We start from the raw sequence: 17213 nt of genomic DNA, 5'->3' as shown, positions 1-17213 counted from the left end.
TCCCGGGCGGCGCGCCTCGTCGCCGCCCCCGATGCACCGATTGCCGGTGGTCGGGCCGATGCCGCGGAGTGTCCGAACGCCGGAAATATCCGTGTGAGGCGGCCTGCCGACATCGCCTACGATTCGACCAGCGACAATGGTTGGCATCGCATAGTCGTGCATCGCATGTGCCGATGCCCGATGCGCGTATGCAGGCAACCGCACGGACCCGACCAGCCCAGGGGAGAGACGAACCATCGTGGCCGACGAGAAGGATGCAGCCGAGCAGTCAGCGACGCCGGCGGAGGCGCTCAGCGAAGAGGCTCTCTCCGCTGCTGCCGCCGCCGCGGAAAAGGCGTTCGCGGCCGCGGCCGACCTGGATGCGCTCGCCACCGCCAAGACCGAGCATATGGGCGGCAAATCGCCGATCGCCCTGGCTCAGCGGGCGATGGGCGGGCTGCCCAAGCAGGACAAGGCCGACGCCGGTAAGCGGGTGAACGTGGCCCGCGGCCGGGTCTCGGACGCCTTCGAGGCCCGCCGCGCCCAGCTGCTCGCCGAACGCGACGCCGCCGTCCTGGTGGCCGAGGCGATCGACGTCACGCTGCCGGCCCGGCGGAGTCCGATCGGCGCGCGCCATCCCATCACGGTGATCTCCGAGCAGATCGAGGACGTCTTCGTCGGCATGGGCTGGGAGGTCGCCGAGGGCCCGGAGGTCGAGACCGAGCACTTCAACTTCGACGCGCTGAACTTCCTGCCGGATCACCCGGCTCGCACCATGCAGGACACCTTCCATGTGGCGCCGGAAGGATCGAGGCAGGTCCTGCGCACCCACACCTCCCCGGTGCAGGTGCGTTCCATGCTGTCGCGCGAGCTGCCGATTTACGTCGTGTGTCCGGGCCGCACCTTCCGCACCGACGAACTCGACGCCACCCACACCCCGGTCTTCTCCCAGGTCGAGGGTCTGGCCGTGGACAAGGGCCTGACCATGGCGCATCTGCGCGGCACGCTGGACGCGTTCGCGCGGGCGCTGTTCGGTCCCGACACGCGAACCCGCATGCGGCCCAACTACTTCCCGTTCACCGAGCCCTCCGCCGAAGTCGACGTGTGGTTCCCGGACAAGAAGGGCGGCGCCGGCTGGGTCGAATGGGGCGGCTGCGGCATGGTCAACCCGAAGGTGCTGATCGCCAGCGGTATCGATCCCGAGGTCTACAGCGGATTCGCCTTCGGGATGGGACTCGAGCGCACCCTGCAGTTCCGCAACGGCATTCCGGATATGCGCGACATCGTCGAGGGCGATGTGCGCTTCACGCTGCCGTTCGGCATCCGCGCCTGAGTCCGGCCCCATCCACCACCCGAGAACCCTTCATACGAGGAAGCGAAACGTCACGTGCGAGTAGCGCAGTCCTGGCTGACGGAAACCCTGCAGCGGACCACCCCCGGCTGGTCGCTGACCCCCGAGGAGCTCGACGCCGGTTTCGTCCGCGTGGGCCTCGAGGTCGAGGAACTCGACACCCTCGAGCCGGTCACCGGCGATATCGAGCACCCGCTGGTGGTCGGCCGGGTCGCCGAGATCACCGAACTGACCGAGTTCAAGAAGCCGATCCGCTTCTGCAAGGTCGATATCGGCAGGCCGGAACTGCAGGAGATCGTCTGCGGCGCACGCAATTTCGCGGTCGGTGACCTCGTGGTCGTGGTGCTGCCGGGCGGTGTGCTGCCGGGCGGATTCGCCATCAGCTCGCGCAAGACCTACGGCCACGTCTCCAACGGCATGATCTGCTCGGTCGCCGAACTCGGTATCGGCAAGGACCATTCGGGCATTCTGGTGCTGGAGCCGGGCACCGCCGAACCGGGCGCCGACGCCAACGAACTGCTGGGCCTCGACGATACGGTGATCGAACTCAACATCACCCCGGATCGTGGCTACTGCTTCTCGGTGCGCGGCCTGGCGCGCGAGCTCGCCTGCGGTTTCGACCTCGACTACGCCGATCCCGCGGTGCGCACGCTGCCCGACGACGAGGCCGACGCCTACTCCGTGACCGTCGAACCGGAATCCGGCTGCACCCGCTTCGCGGTGCGCATGGTCACCGGCGTCGACCCGAACGCGGTGAGCCCGTGGTGGTTGCAGCGCCGGCTGCTGCTGGCCGGGGTGCGGCCGATCTCACCCGCGGTGGATGTCACCAACTACGTCATGCTGGAACTGGGTCAGCCGCTGCACGCCTTCGACGCCGCGAAAGTGTCCGGGCCGCTGGTCATCCGGCGCGCGCACACCGGCGAGACGCTGCGCACCCTCGACGAGGTCGAGCGTGTGCTGGACGCCGAAGATGTCGTCATCACCGACGATTCGGGCGTGATCTCGCTGGCCGGCATCATGGGCGGCGCGAGCACCGAGGTCGGCGACGCCACCACCGACATCCTGCTGGAGGCGGCGACCTGGAATCCGCTGGCGGTCTACCGCACCGCGCGCCGGCACAAGCTGGTCTCCGAAGCGGGCAAGCGCTACGAGCGCGTCGTCGATCCGGAGATCAACGTCGCCGCGCTCGACCGCGCCGCCACTCTGCTGGCCGACATCGCCGGTGGCACAGTGGAGGCGGCGCTGACCGACGTGCGGCTCCCGGTGCCCGCCACCGAACCGATCCGGATGGATATCGATCTGGCCGACCGCACCGCGGGCGTGGTCTATCCCACCGGCACCTCGGCGCGCCGGCTCGCGCAGATCGGCTGCGCGGTCGAGGTGAGCGTCAGCGAGACCGGCCACGGTCAGCTGGTCGTGACCCCGCCGAGCTGGCGACCCGATCTCACCCAGCCCGCCGATCTGGTGGAGGAGGTGCTGCGGCTCGAGGGCTTGGAGCAGATTCCGTCGGTGCTGCCGACCGCTCCGGCCGGGCGCGGCCTCACCGCCGTGCAGCGCCGTCGCCGGGCCGTCAGCCGTGCGCTCGCCTTCTCCGGATGTGTGGAGGTGCCCGCGCCGATCTTCATGACCGCCGGGGTCTTCGACACCTGGGGTCTGGACGCCGACGACCCGCGCCGCAACACCATGCGCGTGCTGAATCCGCTCGACGTGGAGAAGGCGGAACTGGCGACCACGCTGTTGCCCGCCCTGCTCGAGGTGGCCGCCCGTAACATCTCCCGGGGTGAGCGCGATCTGTCGATCTACGGCATCGCCCAGGTCGTCCTGCCCGGTCCGGACACCCACGCGGTGGCCGAACTGCCGGTCGACCGCCGTCCCACCGACGAGCAGATCCGCGAGCTGATCGAATCCCTGCCCGCCCAGCCGGTGCACGTCGCCGCGGTCCTGACCGGCCGGCGGGAACCGCGTGGCCCGTGGGGCCCGGGCCGGGTCGCCGAGGCGGCCGACGCGTTCGCCCTCGCCGACGCCGTCGCCGATGCCGCCGGGGTCACGATCGAGCGCCGCCCCGCCGCCTACCTGCCGTTCCATCCGGGCCGCTGTGCGGAACTGCTGGTCGACGGCACGGTGGTGGGCCACGCCGGGGAACTGCATCCGGCCGTCCTCGAGCGCAGCGGTCTGCCGCCGCGCACCTGCGCGCTGGAACTGGATCTGGACGCGCTGCCACTGCGCGAATCCCGGCCCGCCCCGGTGGTTTCCGCCTTCCCGGCGGTCCTGCAGGACGTGTCGGTGAGTGTCGAGAAGACCGTGGGCGCGGCCCAGGTCGAATCGGCGCTGCGCACCGGCGCGGGCGAGCTGCTCGAGGACATCGCGCTGTTCGACGTCTACGAAGGCGCACAGGCTGGAGAGGGCCGCAAATCCCTCACCTACGCGCTGCGCTTCCGCGCGAGCGACCGCACCCTCACCGAGGACGAGGCCAGCGCGGCCCGCGATTCCGCCGTCGCGGCGGCGGCCGACGCGGTCGGGGCGGTCCTGCGCGGGTAGTGCGAATGTAATTCCTACCCTGGTAGCATTTATAGTATGAAGCTGAGTGTGAGTCTGTCTGAGGACGACCTGGCGACGATCGACGAGGAAGTATGTCGGTCCGGTTTGCCTGGTCGGTCCGCCGCTGTGCACAAAGCCATCGAGCTGCTGCGTGCCCGCGCCCTGGAAGATGCCTATGAACAGGCGTGGGAAGAGTGGGAAGAAGCGGGCGAGGAAGCGGCCTGGTCGGTCGCGACCGGTGACCTGTAGTGCGGCGCGGGGATGTCGTGCTGGTCGATCTCGACCCGGTCCGGGGAAACGAGGTGGCGAAGACACGTCCCGCTGTCGTTGTGAGCAACGACGGAGCCAACCGGCGTGCGGTTCAGCTCGGCCGTGGCGTCGTCACCGTGGTGCCGGTGACGAGCAATACGGACAAGGTCTTCCCGTTTCAGGTGCTGTTGGAAGATGTCCCCGGCTTGCGGGTGGCGTCGAAAGCGCAGGCCGAACAGGTTCGTTCCGTGTCTGTGGAACGAGTGGGCCGGGTACTCGGCACCTTGCCGCCGGCACTGATCAAGGAAGTGGACCGAGCGCTACGCCTGCATCTGAACCTGTGAATTCAGCGGCTGGGTGGAGACTGAGTGGTGGTTGGCGCTAGGAAGGGATTATGCGACATCCGGCCGAGGGCGTGCTCAACGCGCTGACGTTCCATCCCGAACGTCGGATCACCATGACGCCCGAGCAGTTCGGGTACGTCCACGAGGACCTCTGGCTCACCGCGGACGACGAGGCCCGGATCAACGCGTGGTTCGTGCGCGCCGAGCAGCCGATCGCTCACGTGCTCTACGCCCACGGCAACGGCGGCAATATCGGCGATCGCTCGCCGATCCTGGCGTTGCTGGCCGCCGCCGGTTTGAACGTGCTGACCTTCGACTATCGCGGTTACGGTCGCAGTCCGGGCCGTCCGAGCGAACGCGGACTGTATCTGGATGCCCGGGCCGCCCGCCGGGCGCTGCTGGAGCAGTCCGGTGTGGACCCGAAACGCGTTGTGTACCTGGGTAAGTCGCTCGGTGGCGCGGTCGTCACGGAGCTGGCGACCGAACATCCGCCCGCCGCGATGATCCTGATGTCCACCTTCACCGGCCTGCGCGACGCGGCCCGCGCGGTCTACCCCTTCATTCCGAAAGCTCTGGTGCCGAACGCGTTTCCGACGCTGCAGCGACTCCGCACGCTGCGCGTGCCGACGTTCGTCATGCACGGCGAGGCCGACGAACTCCTGCCCGTCGAGATGGGCCGGACGCTGCACGCGGCGGCGGCCGACCCCAAGCGGTTGCTGATCTACCCGAACGCCGGTCACAACACTCTGGTCTCGATTCCCGGGTGGTCGGGAACGGTATCGGCGTGGGTGCGCGATGTGCTCGCGGGCGTGGAATCGGTGACCGGCGAGTGAAACCGGCCGGACCGCGGTCGCGATGCGTAGCCTGGGTGCATGTCCGACACCGGTGATATGGCGGCAGTGCTCGCCGCGCTGCAGGATGAGGATCTGCTCGAGGTCGTGGTCACCGCGACCACGGGCCGGCCGGGTCTGGAGAAGTTGCATCTGACCGCGGTCGAACTGGCGGCCCGCCCCACTCGTGCCGAGCCCCAGCCCGATGTGAGTTCGGACACTCCCGGCGCTGCCGCCGCCGTGCCGCCGCCGATTTCCGGCGGATTCGGGCAGGTCGCGGTGGGCTCGGGTGTGCCGCTGCCGCCGGAGGGCTTCGGGGTGCCCGGCGGGTATTCCGAATCCGGAGTCCCTACTTTCGAGTCAGTTCGCGATAAGGTCGAGCAGCGCTACGGCACCGCCCAGGGGATGGGCGAACTCGACCGGCAGACACCGGCGGGCCGCAGCGCCGACGAACAATGGCAGGCGCGGGAGAAAGCCGCGCGGGAACGCCTGGACGAGATCCGGAAGTCGCTGCGCGACGACGTGTGATTCCGGCTGGTCCGGCGGTCCGGACAGCTGAAGGGGAACCGATGACCGCAGCACAGGACATCGCCGCGAAACTGCTCGACGCGCAAGTGGACTACCTGCTCGCGGAGGTGACGGGAGATCGGTTCGCCGAGGTCGTCGCCCGCGACGTCGACGATGTGCTGGCGGTCGCCGACACCATCGTCTTCCGCGATGTGGTCTCCGTCGCCGACGCCCGGCAGACGGTGCGCACCGTGGTGAACCGCATCGGCGGCAGCCCGGTGCTCCAGGATTCGGTGGCGGTGTTCGCCGACGCCATCTACGACAACATCGCCGAGAACAACGACTACACCCTCGGCGACGTCGTGGACCGCGAACCCGTGGAAGCGTTGCTGGAGAAGATCTTCGGCATGCACCAGGCGCAGGAGCGCCTGTTGGAGCGGCTGACCGAAAGCCCCTTGGTCGCGAAGGCGGCGTCCAAATTCGTCGACAAGCTGATCGACGACTTCATGGAGTCGAACCGGCAGATGGCCAGCAAGGTTCCGGGCGTCGGATCGCTGGTGTCGTTCGGCACCAACGCGGCCAAGTCCGCCCGCAAGGCCGCCGAGAAGGCCAGCAGCGGCACCTTCATCGGCGATATGGCCGGCAAGGGCGCGATGTTCGCCCTCAAGCGCACCAACAACGCGATCCGCGAAATGCTGCGCGACGCACCGGTCCACGGCGCGGCGATGGAGTTCTGGGATCTGCACGCCGGTGAGCCGGTCAGCGGTCTGCGCGACTACCTGACCCAGGCCGACCTGCGTGAACTCGCCCTGCTGATCCATCGCATCGTCGTCACCACCCGCGACAAGGAGTACGTGGGTGTCCTCCTCGACGAATGTGTCGACGTGTTCTTCACCAAATACGGCGACCACACCCTCGGCGCGCTGCTGCCCGAACTGGGCCTGTCCGCCGACGACATCCGCACCGAGATCCTGCGCTACGGCCCCGTAGTGGTCGAGGCGGCGAAGCGAAACGGCGTGCTGGCCAAGCTGATTCGCGAACGCCTCGAACCGTTCTACACCTCGGAACCGGTGCTTGCGATCCTGTCCGAGGCCACGCAGTAACACCCCGCCGAGGTCCGGCCCAGGCCGTCTACCCCTGGGCCGGACCGCGTTTCGCCCGCTGATCAGCCGTCGATCTCGGCGAACATACCGGGCTCGTACGAGCCGCCCTGCTGGCGCACGATCACGCCGAGCCGGTTGGCGGCGTTGATCTGCGCGACCAGGCCGACCAGTGCGGCGATCTGGTCGTCGTCGTAGTGCTTGCGCACCTGCGCCCAGGTCTCGTCCGATACGCCCTGGTGGGCGTCGGCGAGGCGGGTGCCCTCCTCGGCCAGCGCCAGCGCCGCCCGCTCGGCCTCGGAGAACACCGACGCCTCGCGCCACGCGGCGACCAGGTTGATGCGCACCGCGGGTTCCCCGGCGGCTGCGAGGTCCTTGCTGTGAACGTCGGTGCACCAGCCGCAACCGTTGATCTGGCTGACGCGCAGCATCATCAGGTCCTGGGTGGCCTTGGGCAGCGTCGACTGGAGGATGACCATGCTGGTGTTGCCGAATCGCTTGGCGAACTTGGCGCCGAGTGCGCTGTCGGTGAGGGTGAAACGGGATTCCATGACGTCGTCCTTGCTGTCGTGATCGTGGTCGTGAACGAACACGAGATGCCGCTCACGCGATCGGTGTGACAGCGCGGAGAAGTGATGTGTGGCACATCAGCGCGATATCGTCAACGGCCGTAGCAGGGGCTTCATCAGAGCCAGTTGCCCGGCGAACTCGGACGGGTCGAGGGCGGCGATGCGCAGGAGGATGTGCTCGGCGCCCGCGGCGATGTACCGATCCAGTTGCGCCGCAACGTGTTCGGTGGTGCCGGTCATCAGGACCTGGATCGTCTCGACCGTCTCGACCGGCATCCGATAGGTCGCCTGTGCGTAGCGGTCCAGCGCTGCCCGGCCCTCGCCGGGATCGTCACTGAGGTAGACGGTGGCGAAAAGCGCCGGCGTGATGGATGATTCGGCTCGTCCGGCGGCGGTCGCGGCGGCTCGGACCGCGGTCAGGCCGTCGACGTAGGTGTCGACATCCGGTGGGTAGGGGAGCCAGCCGTCGTAGCGCCGTCCTGTCCGGGCGAGCGCCGCGGGCGTGATACCGGTGGCCCAGATGGGCGGCCCGCCCGGCCGATGCGGCTGCGGCACGTCCGGCAACCAGTCGTAGTGCAGAACCTTGCCGTGGAAGGGGTCGGTGTTCTCGGACCACAGCCGCCGCCACAGGTCCACGGTGTCGTCGAGCTGGGAGAAGCGGGTTCGGTAGTCCACGCCGACCAGGTCGAATTCGGCTCGGCTGAGTTCCGGGAATCCGGCGCCGACGCCGAGGATCAGCCGGCCCGAGGCGAGCTGGTCCAGCGATGCGAGGGTGGCGGCGGCCTGGACCGGATGCCGGTAGGCCGGCATCAGCGCGGCCGTTCCGAGCGTGATCCGCTCGGTCAGCGCCGCCGCGGCCGCCAGGATCGTCAGGGGTTCGATCCGGGCCCGGCTCAGCGAATCGCCCAGCCACACCGAATCGAATCCCATCCCTTCGGCCGTCACCGCCAACTCGGCCAGGCTGCGGGCCGCGCCGCCACGCTCCAACTGCGCGACGCCGCCGGGGAGGAGCAGACCGTATCGAATGTCGTTCACGAGATCAGCCTCCGCGCCGGGGCGCCTCGCGACAATTCCCCGGAGGGTATCGCCGGGTGCCGGCTCGGCCGGATCGGCGATCGCCGGACAGCGACAGCAAGCCGGTTCCGCGACAACGAATTCCGCGCTGTCGAATTCGTCTCGTATGGTGTGAATTTCTCGGCACAGCGGGCACTGATGCCGACTTGCGAGAACCGACCGCACGGTATTTCGATATTCCCACTCGTGAACGCACCGCTGTGCGGCAGTACGTTGTTTGAAGATTCAATGTTGTCCACCGGAAGGTCCGGTCATGAGTACAGACCACCGACCCGTCGAATTGTCGGCTCTGGCCGCGGCGTGGCATACCGAGCAGGACGGCTACCGAAAGTCGTTACGCAACCGTCAGCTGCAGATGATCGCGATCGGTGGAGTGATCGGCACCGGGCTGTTCCTCGGTGCGGGCGGGCGTCTCGCGGATGCTGGTCCGGGGCTATTTCTGGTCTACGCGGTGTGCGGTGTCTTCGTCTTCTTCGTGCTACGGGCGCTGGGGGAATTGGTGCTGTACCGGCCGTCGTCCGGATCGTTCGTATCCTACGCGCGCGAATTTTATGGCGAGAAACTCGCATTCGCCGTCGGCTGGATGTATTTCTTTCACTGGTGTATGACCGGCATCGTCGATATCACCGCGATCGCGACATATGTCCGATATTGGGGTGCGTTCGCGGTGGTACCGCAGTGGGTGATCGCACTGGTGGCGCTGCTCGCCGTCGTCGGCACGAATTTGATCTCGGTGCGATGGTTCGGAGAACTCGAATTCTGGGTGGCGCTGGTGAAAGTCGTCGCTCTCATCGGATTTCTGATCGTGGGCTCGGTCTTTCTCGCCGGCCGATTCGCGATCCGGGGCGAAGCGACGGGGGTCGGCGTGATCGCTCATCACGGCGGACTGTTCCCGACCGGTGTGGTGCCGCTCGTCACGGTCACCACGGGCGTCGTCTTCGCCTACGCCGCAGTCGAATTGGTCGGCATCGCGGCCGGGGAGACCGAGAATCCGCACGAGGTGATGCCGCGCGCCATCAATTCGGTCATCGCCCGCATCGGGGTGTTCTACGTCGGCTCACTCGTCCTGCTCGGACTGTTGTTGCCCTACACCGCCTTTCGTGACGGCGAGAGTCCGTTCGTCACCTTCTTCGCCCGCATCGGCGTCCCCGCCGCCGGATCGATGATGAACCTGATCGTGCTCACCGCCGCGTTCTCCAGCCTCAACGCCGGCCTGTACTCCACCGGCCGCATCCTGCGCTCGATGTCGGCGAACGGAAGTGCCCCCGCCGTCGCCGGCCGCATGTCGCGCACCGGCGTGCCCTACGTCGGCATCCTGGCCACCGGCGCGCTCGCGCTGGTCGGCGTCGGGCTCGACGCGGTGGTGCCGGACAAGGCTTTCGAGATCGTGCTGAACGTCTCCGCACTCGGCACGATCGTCTCGTGGATGGTGGTTCTGCTCTGTCAGCTGCGCCTGTGGCGACGCTGGTGGGACGGCATCTCCCACCGTCCCGCCTACCGCATGATCGGCGCCCCCTACACCGGTATCGCCACCCTCGTGTTCCTGGTGGCCGTGATCGCCCTGATGGCTTGCAGCAGCGACCCGATCCAACGCTGGGCGGTCGTGGCCACGATCTGCGTCATGGGTCCCGTACTGGTCGGAGGATGGTTCCTCACGCGCCGGAAAGTGTTGCGGATAGCGGCGATTCGCCACGATCACACGGGTCAGTTCCCGGTGGTCGCCGAGCGCCCGTGGCCGGGGCGGCCGGCGGAACCCGAAGTGATCGTGGAGGGTCCGGGCAAGCGTGGGGAATGACATCGCAATGGTGGCCGTGGGACCGAGCGCGGCTCGCTGGTCCCGCTCACGACGTGTTACGCGTTCAGGTGCTCGTGCAGCAGATCTCCGAACAGGGTGGCGACGGCATCGGCCACCTCCGGCTCGACATGTCCGCCGATCCGGATTCCGACGACGACGGGCGGTGGCGCCGGCAGCTCGCCGATGGTCCGCAGCCGTGGGGGCAGACGACCCAGCTCGGGCAGGACGGTGACGCCCAGACCCGCGCGGACCGCGGCGTGAATGCCCGTCAGATCCGGCGCTTCGGCGGCGACGGTGTAACCGATTCGCGCCGCGGCCAGGGTGTCCACTGCTCCGGATCGCAAGCCGCAGTGATGATCGAACAGCACCAGCGGCACCGGTGCGCCCCCGCCCAGCCAGGTCGATGATCCGACCCAGCGTGTCGGAATCACCCGGGACGCAGGCGATTCTGGCGGCAGGTCGTCTCGGGCAAGACGCTCCAAGACAAGGGCGACGTCCACGCTGCCGTGGTCGACGGACTCGCGCAGTCGCGCGCTCCGGCCGAGACGAACCTGAATCCGCCGGGCGGGGAAGCGTTCCCGCAACCGATCGACCAGCTCGGGAAGGAGCAGATCGGCCGCGTGGTCCATGGCGCCCACGGTCAGCTCGTCGGCCGGCCCGCCGACATCGGTGACCGCGTCGTCGTGCGCGTCGAGGATGGACCGGGCATGTCCGAGCAGTCGCTCGCCCGCCGGTGTGAAGCGAATGCCGCGGCCCTCACGGACCACGAGTTCGACGCCGAGCGCATCCTCGAGCCGCTGTACGTGCCGGCTCACCGCCGACTGGGTGAGGTGCAGGGCGCGCGCGGCCCGGTGGAAACCGCCGCAGGTAGCCACGGCGACGAGGCTGCGCAGCGCGACGATGTCCAGAGTGGCGGGCACGCGAATCAGAGTACCGATGACGAAAACGCATCGGTTCCGACTCCGCGGCGTGCCAGAGCGTTCGGCGTCTGGAGCGGTGTGTACGGCCTCAGTATGGCGATCGGTCCGATTCTCGGGGGAGTGCTGGTCGGTTCGGTGGGCTGGCGGTCGGTGTTCTGGATCAACCTGCCGATCGGTGTGGCGGCGATCGCGCTGTGCGCGCTGTTCGTGCCGGAATCGGCGGCGACGCGTCCGCGCCGCGCCGATCCGGTCGGCCAGGTGCTGGTCGTGGTCGTGCTCGCATCGGCCACGTACGCGATCATCGAGGGCCGCGCCATCGGAGGGGCGGCGGTCGCGGTGGTGATGGCCGTGGCCGCCGGGGCGGCTGTGGCGCTGGTGCGATACGAGCTGGGACATCCGGAACCGCTGATCGATCCGAGACTGTTCGCGCGGCGCGGTTTCGCCGGCGGTGTGGTGATGGCGCTGATCGGGATGGCCGCCGCCGGAGGGTATCTGTGGGTGACGACGTTCTATCTCCAGGACGCCCGCGGCCTGTCGGCGGCGGCCGCCGGGATATTCCTCCTGCCGGTGGCCATGACCGTACTGCTGGTCGCGCCGATATCGGGCCGGTTGACCGCAACCTATGGACCGCGAATCCCGTTGCTGCTCAGCGGTTTCGGAATCGCCGCCGCGGCCCTCCTGCTGACCGGTCTGACGCCGGCCACATCCGGATGGTCGGTGGTGTCGTCGTTCGTCCTGTTCGGTGTGGGCTTCGGCATGCTCAACGCGCCCATCACGGCGACCACGGTGGCAGGCATGTCCCCGGAACAGGCCGGTGTCGCCTCCGCGGCCGCGTCGACCGGCCGCCAGGTCGGGCAAGCATTGGGAGTTGCGGTGGTCGGTGCGGTCGTCGTACCCGGCATCGGGACGCACCCGGCGCAGACGCTGGCGGTCGCCAGCCATCCTGGCTGGTGGATCATCGTGGGTGCCGGACTGTCCGTCGCGCTCTCGGCCGCCCTCACGGCTCCGCTGCGGAAGCCGGAACGGGCGGCGGACGTGCCGAGTCCGACGCCGATTTCAGCAGGTGACGGGCTCGCCGGCTAACCACCGCGCAAAGTTCGTTTCCCGATCGCGGCGCTCAGCGCGTCCAACTCCGCGATCACGTCGACCGCGGCCCAGACGCGGCTGCGTCTGCTCTCGGAAAGCACCTCCAGGATGCCGGCGGCGGTCAGGCGATCCAGCGCGCGATATGTGCTGGCTTCAGTTGTGCCGGTGAGGTTTTGCGCGATCTCCACATTGAGGATCGGATTGTCGAGGAGAGCTTCGAGCAGGGCCTCGTCCGCCGACCTCGCCCGCGGTCGGGAGACAGCGGCCCAGCGCTGCGGTAGTCCGCTCAAGGCGAGGGCAGACTCTTCAGCTGCCGAGCTGGAATGGATCGCGGCGTGAGCGAAGTACTCGACCAGTTCGTCGGCGCGTCCCGCACGATAGCCGTCGAGGTGAGCGAAATAGCGGTGGGTGTCGGCAAGCATGACCGACGCCAACGGAACAGTCACGCGGTGGGTGAGCCGGCGACGCCGGAAAATCGCGCTGATCAACGCCCTTCCGATACGTCCGTTGCCGTCGGTGAACGGGTGAATCGACTCGAATTGAGCATGGGCGATCGCGGCCTGCGCGACGATCGGCACATCGGTTCGATTGGCGAAGCGCAGCAGGTCGGCCATCATCGCGGGAACCAGATCCGGCGGCGGTGGTACATACAGTGCGTCGAGGGGCGTGTAATCGCTGCCGCCGATCCAGTTCTGGACGTCGCGCAATTGCCCCGAATCGCGGGCGGTGTAGTAGTCCGGCGACATCAGCGTGCGATGGGCGTCGAGCAGCATCTCGAGTGTGATGTCCTCGTGTGCCGCTCGATCGACCATGGCCGCCAAGGCCCGAACCGCCGCCAGTTGCGACAGGGCCTCGTCGCTTGCCTTGGCTCCCGCGACGGCTTTGCCGAACGCTCGCCAGCCCGCGTCGATGTGCTCGATCTTCGACGACGCCACCGATTCGCTACGCAGCAGAAAGTCTGCCAGGGGTGCGAGGTAGGCCCCGAAGCCGGCTTCCAGCCGCGCCACCGCGATGACGGCGTCCTCCTGTGCGCGAGCGACCGAGCCGACAGCGTCGAAGTCGAGTTCCGCGATGCTCGGGGGAATGGAGACCTCGACGCGGTCGAGTAGGCGATCGGCGCGAGAGCCCTGCCGTACGCGCGCCTGCCAGTCCCGCTTCTCCTTGCGGTGCGACGGCCAACTCATATCAGGCTCCTTGAAGCGGCAAAGTATAGTAAGCGCCTCGTTACTATACTTTATGGTGCTTAACATATAGTAACGACTGGCTTGCTGTACTTTAGGCGCTCAACCTCCACTGGGAGTGACTGACGGCAGAGCTTGGCGCGTCGGGATGGCGGCGGGAAATGCCGCCGGGGGTGGCCGGTCTCTGTGTAACGGACGAAGGTTTCCGGCTCGAAGCTTTGTGGATATGACGATACGACAAGGGCGTTCGAGCGTATTGGCTCGAACGCCCTTGTGGCACAGACGGTTAGGTGAGGTCGAAGCCGCCGCTCTCGAGTCGGGCGGTGAACGCGTCCCACTCGGTGGGGGCGAAGACGAGGGCTGGGCCGGTGGGGTTCTTGGAGTCGCGGACGCCGACGTGGCCTTCGCTCAAGTGCGCGACCTCGACGCACTCCTTCTGAGATGTGCTGCGGCTGGACTTGAACCATTGGGCGCCGGATAGATCAATGTTCACTCGCGAACTCCTTCGCTACCGCCAGGATCAGATCTCTGGACACGTCCTGATCCAACGCTACACGGCTGATCTCCTGCAGCGCAGCCCTATAACGGTTCACTTCGGGTTCGCGTTCGAGGTACAAGTCCCCGGCGAATTCTTCGACATAGACGATAGGTGGCTCGGTGATCCTGGAGTGCGGAAGCACGGGGAACTCCATCAGGATCGCCGAGCCGACGCACGAGCCGAGGTGGTTCGTCGCTCCGAACGGGACGACGCGGACCGAAACATTGGGCCTCTGAGTGACTTTCGTGAGGTGCAGGAGCTGGTCGCACATGACAGCCGGCCCGCCGATCTGGTCTCGCAGAACGGCCTCCCACAGCAGCACGTCCATCGTAAAGGCGGGGTCGTCGAGACGGGCTTGTCGATGCGTTGCCATCTCCACTCGCTTCTCGATCTGTTCGGAGGGGGCGGTTGGCGACTCGGTCCAGGCTATGGCGCGGCGATAACTGGCCGTCTGGAGCAGGCCGGGGACGATCGCGACCTTCCATGCGATCATCTTGCAGGCGGCCTCTTCCAGCGAGAGGTAGTGGTCGAAACCGGTGCCGAGTTCATCGGCATAACTCCTCCACCACCCACCTCCACGCTCCCGTGATGCCCGCACCTCGGATACCAACCTCAGCAAGGTCCGCCGTTCCTCATCCGACGCCTCATAGAAATCGCACAGAGCATTCACCTGCAGCCCAGTGGTTCTCGTGGACAGCCCCTCCTCGATGCGGCCGATGGACTGGGGTGAGGTTTCGGCGGCGCGGGCGGCGGCGGCCTGTTTCAACCCCTTGGCCTCGCGGAGGCGGCGCAGTTCGCGCCCCAGGGCGCGGCGGGCGAGGGTGCTGCCGGTGACGGACATATCTTTAGCCTCCCTGACGATCGAGCCTGTTTCTGGAAGCCACCCTGTGGTGGCGTTCGAAGTTCGGTCCCCGTAGTGAATGTCCGGGATCCGTGAAAAGCATTCGGGCACTGGCCCATTCCGGATGCGGGACGTGTGGAGTGTACTGGCTATCGGGCCCGCCATTGCCGAAACACGCAGGAGCGCACCGATGTACGAACGTCCGATCACCTATCACATCCAAATCACAGCGGTGTGTGATCAATGACGTGTGCCGGTTGCCCGACGTATCGGCAGTCGGTTACCGACCACCTGTCGCGGGTCGGTATCCACTGTCCGCCAACCACTTCGGATCAGGAGGTATCGATGGGAGAACCGGTCGTTCATCCGGCCGAAATGCGTTGTGAATATGCGAATCGCAATTTCACCGACGGCGGTACAGCGGCCAGGCGTGATGTCCGCCGACATTTCCGCTCCGCCCTGCCCGGTAGTATTCGTGGCGATCGCGAATCTGTTCATCCGGGAAGGGAGCTTCGGCTCCGGGCGACGGCGAATACGCCGGCGCCGATCACAGCGGTGGAGGAGAGCGCATGGCGAAAACGAATGTGGCCGACCAATTCGTGCAGGTTCTCGTACAGGCCGGAGTGCGGCGGATCTACGGCGTGGTGGGGGACAGCCTCAATCCGATCGTCGACGCGGTGCGCCGCACCCCGCAGATCGAATGGGTGCATGTGCGCAACGAGGAAGCCGCCGCTTTCGCCGCCGCGGCGGAGGCGCAATTGACCGGCCGCCTGGCCGTCTGCGCGGGCAGTTGCGGCCCGGGCAACACCCACCTCATCCAGGGCCTCTACGACGCGCACCGCACCGGAGCACCGGTCCTGGCACTGGCCTCCCACATCCCCTCCGATCAGATCGGCACGCAGTTCTTCCAGGAAACGCATCCGGAACGGCTCTTCGTCGAATGCAGCGGATACTGCGAGATGATCAGCCGGCCCGAGCAGATGCCGCGCATGCTGCGGATCGCGATCCAGCATGCGCTGGCGCGCAACGAGGTCTCGGTGGTGGTGCTCCCGGGCGATGTCGCCCAGCTGGACGCCGCGCATCCGACCGGCGAAACGAGCCTCGTCTCCGAACTCGGCCGCGTCATGCCCGTCGCCGGCCAGGTGCGGGCGCTCGCCGATGCGCTGAACGCGGCACGTACCGTCACCCTGTTCTGCGGTGCGGGCGTGCGCGACGCGCACGAGGAGGTGATGCGGCTCGCCGAGATGCTGCACGCACCCATCGGGCACAGCCTGCGCGGGAAGGAATGGATCCAGTTCGACAATCCCTACGACGTGGGAATGAGCGGCCTGCTCGGCTACGGCGCCTGCTACAAGGCCATGCACGAGGCCGATCTGGTTCTCCTGCTCGGCACCGATTTCCCTTACGACGAATTCCTGCCGGGAACCAACACCGTGCAGATCGACCATGATGCCGCCCGCCTCGGCCGCCGCACGCCACTGCAACTGGCCGTGCACGGCGACGTTCGCGACACCGTGCGCGCGGTCCTGCCCCTGCTGGAGCAGAAATCAGACCGCGAATTCCTGGACCGCATGCTCGGCGAGCACTGCCGGCTGCTCGAGCAGGTCGTCGACGCATACACCCGAAATGTCGCCGACCACAAGCCGATTCACCCCGAATACGCCGCCGACATCCTCGACGAACTCGCCTCCGACGACGCGATCTTCACCGTCGACACCGGCATGTGCAATGTGTGGGCGGCCCGCTATCTGACCCCGAACGGCCGCCGCCGGGTGATCGGGTCGTTCCTGCACGGCACAATGGCCAACGCCCTGCCGCATGCCATCGGCGCGCAATTCGCCTATCCGGACCGGCAGGTGATCTCGATGTCCGGTGACGGCGGACTGGGCATGCTGATGGGGGAACTGCTCACCGTGGCGCTGCATCGGCTGCCGGTGAAGATCATCGTCTTCAACAATTCGTCGCTGGGTATGGTGCGGCTGGAAATGCTGGTGGATGGCCTGCCGAATTTCGAAACCGACCACGCCCCGGTCGATTTCGCCGCCGTGGCCCGCGCCGCCGGCATCCACGCGGCGCGGGTGACCGACCCGTTCGCCATCCGGAACGCCGTCTCCGACGCGCTGGAACATCCGGGCCCCGCCCTGGTCGACCTCGTCACCGACCCCAACGCCCTGTCCCTCCCGCCGCACATCACCGCTGCGCAGGTACGCGGCTTCGCGCTCGCGGCCAGCAAGATCGTGCTCACCGGCGGTGTGGGCCGCATGATCGACATGGCGCGATCGAACCTGCGCAACGTGCCGCGCTGAAACAG

Annotated in this window: 16 protein-coding genes; 10 read left to right on the top strand and 6 right to left on the bottom strand. The window is 67.5% G+C overall.

What is annotated here, in order from left to right; all coding sequences use genetic code 11:
* The first annotated feature begins 238 nt into the window (after positions 1–238).
* Genes pheS through NA3_RS25130 form a run of 7 tightly spaced genes read left to right on the top strand, consistent with a single transcriptional unit; the run spans position 239 to position 6901 of the window.
* Positions 239–1312, top strand: coding sequence for a phenylalanine--tRNA ligase subunit alpha (gene pheS / locus NA3_RS25160; protein ID WP_062966134.1), 1074 nt, complete (start codon positions 239–241; stop codon positions 1310–1312).
* A gap of 54 nt (positions 1313–1366) precedes the next feature.
* Positions 1367–3868, top strand: a complete 2502-nt coding sequence (gene pheT, locus NA3_RS25155) for a phenylalanine--tRNA ligase subunit beta (RefSeq protein WP_062966133.1) — start codon at positions 1367–1369, stop codon at positions 3866–3868.
* Between the two features lie 36 nt (positions 3869–3904).
* Positions 3905–4117 carry a ribbon-helix-helix protein, CopG family gene (locus tag NA3_RS25150; protein ID WP_062966132.1) on the top strand — a complete coding sequence of 71 codons (213 nt, stop codon included), beginning with the start codon at positions 3905–3907 and terminating at the stop codon, positions 4115–4117.
* Entirely contained in the window at positions 4117–4461 is a 345-nt protein-coding gene (locus tag NA3_RS25145) for a type II toxin-antitoxin system PemK/MazF family toxin (protein ID WP_062966131.1), read from the top strand. The genes NA3_RS25150 and NA3_RS25145 overlap by 1 nt, the downstream gene beginning before the upstream one ends.
* Before the next feature lie 50 nt (positions 4462–4511).
* Positions 4512–5294: an alpha/beta hydrolase gene (locus NA3_RS25140; protein ID WP_062966130.1), complete on the top strand. Its 783-nt coding sequence runs from the start codon at positions 4512–4514 to the stop codon at positions 5292–5294.
* A 39-nt stretch (positions 5295–5333) separates the two neighbouring features.
* Positions 5334–5819, top strand: coding sequence for a PspA/IM30 family protein (locus NA3_RS25135; protein ID WP_062966129.1), 486 nt, complete (start codon positions 5334–5336; stop codon positions 5817–5819).
* Positions 5820–5860: 41 nt separating this feature from the next.
* Positions 5861–6901 (top strand): hypothetical protein, encoded by a 1041-nt coding sequence (locus NA3_RS25130; RefSeq protein ID WP_062966128.1) that lies wholly within the window; start codon positions 5861–5863, stop codon positions 6899–6901.
* 62 nt (positions 6902–6963) lie between these two features.
* Here the strand turns inward: NA3_RS25130 and NA3_RS25125 are convergent, their stop codons facing one another.
* Together NA3_RS25125 and NA3_RS25120 are read right to left on the bottom strand one after the other, a co-directional pair.
* Entirely contained in the window at positions 6964–7449 is a 486-nt protein-coding gene (locus tag NA3_RS25125; RefSeq protein WP_062966337.1) for a carboxymuconolactone decarboxylase family protein, read from the bottom strand.
* A 96-nt stretch (positions 7450–7545) separates the two neighbouring features.
* Complete coding sequence (locus tag NA3_RS25120) at positions 7546–8502, bottom strand: LLM class flavin-dependent oxidoreductase (RefSeq protein ID WP_218021896.1); 957 nt, start codon at positions 8500–8502, stop codon at positions 7546–7548.
* A 292-nt stretch (positions 8503–8794) separates the two neighbouring features.
* Between NA3_RS25120 and NA3_RS25115 the strand changes: the two genes are divergently transcribed.
* A complete protein-coding gene (locus NA3_RS25115; protein WP_062966127.1) occupies positions 8795–10336 on the top strand; it encodes an amino acid permease in 1542 nt (513 codons plus the stop codon).
* A 56-nt stretch (positions 10337–10392) separates the two neighbouring features.
* On the opposite strand, the gene NA3_RS25110 is transcribed toward NA3_RS25115, so the two are convergent.
* Positions 10393–11256, bottom strand: coding sequence for a LysR family transcriptional regulator (locus NA3_RS25110; RefSeq protein ID WP_062966126.1), 864 nt, complete (start codon positions 11254–11256; stop codon positions 10393–10395).
* Here NA3_RS25110 and NA3_RS25105 point away from each other — a divergent pair.
* The gene (locus NA3_RS25105) at positions 11140–12339 is read left to right on the top strand and encodes an MFS transporter (RefSeq protein ID WP_227995293.1); all 1200 of its coding nucleotides are present in this window, start codon (positions 11140–11142) and stop codon (positions 12337–12339) included. The two genes, NA3_RS25110 and NA3_RS25105, sit on opposite strands and share 117 nt — an antisense overlap.
* Here NA3_RS25105 and NA3_RS25100 read toward each other — a convergent pair.
* From NA3_RS25100 to NA3_RS25090, 3 genes are all read right to left on the bottom strand, one after another.
* Positions 12336–13526, bottom strand: coding sequence for a Fic family protein (locus tag NA3_RS25100; protein WP_062966124.1), 1191 nt, complete (start codon positions 13524–13526; stop codon positions 12336–12338). The genes NA3_RS25105 and NA3_RS25100 overlap by 4 nt on opposite strands.
* 283 nt (positions 13527–13809) lie before the next feature.
* Positions 13810–14016: a DUF397 domain-containing protein gene (locus NA3_RS25095; protein WP_062966123.1), complete on the bottom strand. Its 207-nt coding sequence runs from the start codon at positions 14014–14016 to the stop codon at positions 13810–13812.
* Positions 14006–14902 carry a helix-turn-helix domain-containing protein gene (locus NA3_RS25090; RefSeq protein ID WP_062966122.1) on the bottom strand — a complete coding sequence of 299 codons (897 nt, stop codon included), beginning with the start codon at positions 14900–14902 and terminating at the stop codon, positions 14006–14008. Before NA3_RS25090 ends, NA3_RS25095 begins: the two co-directional genes overlap by 11 nt.
* 569 nt (positions 14903–15471) lie before the next feature.
* Here NA3_RS25090 and NA3_RS25085 point away from each other — a divergent pair.
* Entirely contained in the window at positions 15472–17208 is a 1737-nt protein-coding gene (locus NA3_RS25085; protein WP_062966121.1) for a pyruvate dehydrogenase, read from the top strand.
* Positions 17209–17213: the final 5 nt, after the last annotated feature.

The organism is Nocardia africana NBRC 100379 (genome assembly GCF_001612635.1).
Taxonomy (GTDB): Bacteria; Actinomycetota; Actinomycetes; order Mycobacteriales; family Mycobacteriaceae; genus Nocardia; species Nocardia africana.
The sequence above is the reverse complement of the archived record's forward strand: the minus strand, read 5'-3'. Positions and strand labels throughout refer to the sequence as shown.